The sequence below is a fragment of the Rhizobacter sp. genome, from assembly GCF_031412075.1.
GTDB lineage: Bacteria > Pseudomonadota > Gammaproteobacteria > Burkholderiales > Burkholderiaceae_C > Rhizobacter.
Genome location: NZ_JANOCG010000403.1, coordinates 1 through 3648, shown reverse-complemented (window position 1 = coordinate 3648; position 3648 = coordinate 1). Strand labels below are relative to the sequence as shown.

Genomic DNA, 3648 nt, shown 5'->3' with positions numbered 1-3648 from the left:
CCCGAGCAGCAGGCGCGCAACCGCAAGCTGCGCCAGGCCATCTCGATCGCGCTCGACTGGGAGGAATACTCAAAGGTCTTCCCGAAGAAAGCGGGCGAGACGGCGATGGGGCCTCTGCCTGATGGCATCTTCGGCTCACGGCATGGCACGCTGGAAGGCGTGAACCCGGTGACGCACCAAGTGGTCGACAGCAAGATCGTGCGCCGCTCCATCGCCGATGCGAAGCGGCTCATGGCCGAAGCCGGTTATCCGAGCGGGCGTGACGAAAAGACCGGCCGCCCGCTGGTCATCAACTACGACTACTACGCGCCTCCCACGCCTGAGCGCAAACCCGAAATCGACTGGGTGGTGCGCCAGTTCGCCAAAATCGACATCCAGCTCGAAGTGCGCGCCACCGATAACAGCCAGTTCCAGGACAAGATTCGCAAAGGCAAGTACCAGGTGTTCTGGCTGGGCTGGTTGGCCGATTACCCGGATGCCGAGAACTTTCTCTTTCTCCTTTACGGCCCCAACGGCAAGACACGGGCCGACGGCGAGAACACCGCCAACTACGAAAACCCGGCTTACGACAAGCTCTTCACCAAGATGAAGTTGCTCGACGACGGCCCGCAGAAGCAAGCCGTGATCGACGAGATGGTCAAGATCACGCAGGACGACGCGCCCTGGTCGTTTGGCTACTTCCCGTATTCGTCTGCGGCGGCGCAGGGCTGGGTCTACAACTCCAAGCCGGCGGTGCTGATCAGAGACCATGGGCGTTACCTGCGCATCGACAGCGAGCAACGCGTGAAGAGCCTTCGCGAATGGAATCAGCCACTCTGGTGGCCGGTGATCCTGGCGGTGATCGCCGTGCTCGCTGCGCTGCTGCCGGCGCGCGCCATGCTCCGCCGCCGCGAGCGCACCAATGCGCGCGGCGAAGTGCTGGCCTGACGATGACCTGACGAATACAGCCGACCGATGCTTTCCTACGTCTTTCGCCGCCTCATCTACGGGGCACTGGTGTTGCTGGGTGTGAACCTGGCGACCTTCTTCCTCTTCTTCACCGTCAACACGCCCGACGACATGGCGCGGCTGAACATCGGCGGCAAGCGCGTCACGCCGGAGGCCATCGTCAAGTGGAAGTCAGAGCGTGGCTACGACAAGCCGCTGTACCTTAACGACGCCAAGCAGGGCAGGGAGCGGTTGACCGAAACCATTTTCTGGGAGCGTTCGGTGTCGCTGTTCACGCTGGACTTCGGCCGTGCAGACGGTGAAAGCGCCGGCAACATCGGCCATGAGGTGAGCAGCCGCATGTGGGTCAGCATCCAGTTTGCGCTGCCGCTTTTTATCTTGCAGGTGATCGCGAGCACGGCGTTTGCGCTGCTGCTGGTGATGTTTCGCAACACGCGGCTCGACTTCTGGGGCGTGGTGAGTTGTGTGGTGATGCTGTCGATCTCCAGCTTCTTCTACATCATCGTCGGCCAGGTGCTCTTCTCGCGCGTGCTCAAGCTGGCACCCATCTCGGGCTATGAGCCGGGGCTCGATGCGGTCAAGTTCCTGATCTTGCCGATTGTCTTGTCGCTGATCGCGCGGCTGGGTACCGAGGCGCGTCTGTACCGGGCCATGTTCCTCGAAGAAATCGGCCGCGACTACGTTCGCACTGCGCGTGCCAAGGGCCTGGCCGAGATGGTGGTGCTGTTCCGCCACGTGTTGCGCAACGCGCTCATTCCCATCATCACCAGCGCGGGCGCTTACCTGCCTTATGTGTTCATGGGCAGTCTGGTTTTCGAAAGTTTCTTTGGTCTGCCGGGGCTCGGTGCGTACGTGATCGAGGCCATCGGCAAACAAGACTTTGCGATTGTTCGCACCATGGTGTTCGTGGGCTCCTTGCTCTACATCGCCACCTACATCGCGATCGACGTGGCCTACACCTGGGCCGACCCCCGGATCCGGCTGGCATGAGGAACGAGAAGTGATGCCGAAGTTTGTATTCCTCTGGACAGACGTTTCCATCTGGGTGCTTGTGGCCGGCATGGTGGGCTACGGGGTTTTCGTGTCGCGCAAGCCAGGCCTCGCGCGCAACTGGCGCCGTGTGTTCACCGACCCGGCCGCGATGGCCTCATTTGTGGTTCTGTTGTTGTGCCTGGTGATCACCTTGCTCGACAGCGTTCACTACCGACGTGCGCTGCCCCCCGCGCCGGGTGTGGTCAACACCAGCGTGGCTTACGACGTGCGAACGATCTCGGTGCTCGACACGCTGTTGTCGCGCCTGGTCGAGTCGCGCGAGCCTTCGTACTCCCGACCCTTGTCCTACGTCGGGTTTTTCAAGGAATCGGTCGAGGTCCAAGGCAAGCTGACCCGCGAGCCGCCGCGACTGGCATTTGGCGGTGCGCACCTGACCGACCCCGCCACGCAGTGGGTGGGTGATTTGATCAAGCGCAGTGTGATGGGCTTGGTGTTGGGATTGCTTGTCACGGCCGGCCTCAGCGCATTGCTGGTCGCTGTGATCGCGCGACGCCGTGCCGAGTCCTGGGCCGTCACGGCGCGCAGCGTCTTGAAAGGCGAGAGCGACATTCCCTGGCACGCCGCGCTCTGGGCGGTAATGTCGATCGGCGTTCTCGCCGGGCCGACCATTGCGCTCATGAGCCACTACCACGTGTTCGGCACCGACCGCACCGGCAACGACGTGCTGTACCAGGCGCTCAAGAGCATTCGCACCGCCTTCGTGATCGGCACGCTCGCCACCGTGGCCACCTTGCCGCTGGCCGTGGTGCTGGGCATCATGGCCGGCTACTTCAAGGGCTGGGTCGATGAAGTCATCCAGTACCTCTACACCGTGTTGTCTTCGGTTCCCAACGTGCTGCTCATCGCGGCCTGCGTGCTCATGGTGCAGGTGTTTCTCGACAAACACCCCGAACTGTTCGAGACCGGCGCCGAGCGCGCCGACCTGAAGCTTTTCTTGTTGTGTGTGGTGCTCGGCCTCACCGGCTGGGCTGGGCTGTGCCGTCTGCTGCGCGGAGAAACACTCAAGCTGCGTGAACTTGAATTCGTGCAGGCCGCCAACGCATTCGGCGTCAGCAACACGCGCATCATGGTGCGGCACATCTTCCCGAATGCGGCACACCTGATGCTCATCGTCACCGTGCTCGAATTCTCCGCGCTGATCTTGTATGAAGCGGTGCTGTCGTACGTGGGCGTGGGGGTCGACCCGTCGATGAACAGCTTCGGCGGCATGATCAACCTCGCCCGCAATGAGATGAGCCTTGACCCGGTGGTGTGGTGGTCGTTCGCCGCCGCCTTCGGCTTCATGGTGACCCTCGTGCTCGCGGCCAACCTGTTTGCCGATGGCGTGCGCGACGCCTTCGACCCGCGCGCCAGCAACTACCGCGTGCGCCTGAAGCGCAAAGCTGCCTGAGGCCGCCATGCTGAAGATCGACGAACTGAAGGTGGCGCTCGACGCCGACTCTGGCTTGGTCAAGGCCATCGATGGCTTGTCCTTGTCCATCAAACGCGGCGAGACCTTTGCACTCGTTGGTGAATCGGGTTGCGGCAAGAGCATGACGGCGCTGGCTCTCATGCGCTTGTTGCCCGAGAGCGGCGAGATCACCCACGGCAACGTGACCCTCGAAGGCCAAGACGTGCTGGCCCTGCCCGAATCGCAGATGCGCGCGG

4 protein-coding genes are annotated in these 3648 nt (G+C 62.5%); all 4 read left to right on the top strand.

Features of this window, described 5'->3' with window-relative positions; all coding sequences use genetic code 11:
* Positions 1 to 927, top strand: a 927-nt coding sequence (locus tag RMO40_RS15240; protein ID WP_309723045.1) for an ABC transporter substrate-binding protein, incomplete at its 5' end; no start/stop codon positions are given.
* A 27-nt stretch (positions 928 to 954) separates the two neighbouring features.
* Positions 955 to 1938 carry an ABC transporter permease subunit gene (locus tag RMO40_RS15235; RefSeq protein WP_309723042.1) on the top strand — a complete coding sequence of 328 codons (984 nt, stop codon included), beginning with the start codon at positions 955 to 957 and terminating at the stop codon, positions 1936 to 1938.
* A gap of 13 nt (positions 1939 to 1951) precedes the next feature.
* Positions 1952 to 3391, top strand: coding sequence for an ABC transporter permease subunit (locus RMO40_RS15230; protein WP_309723038.1), 1440 nt, complete (start codon positions 1952 to 1954; stop codon positions 3389 to 3391).
* A gap of 7 nt (positions 3392 to 3398) precedes the next feature.
* On the top strand, positions 3399 to 3648 hold a 250-nt coding region (locus tag RMO40_RS15225; RefSeq protein ID WP_309723035.1), incomplete at its 3' end, for an ATP-binding cassette domain-containing protein.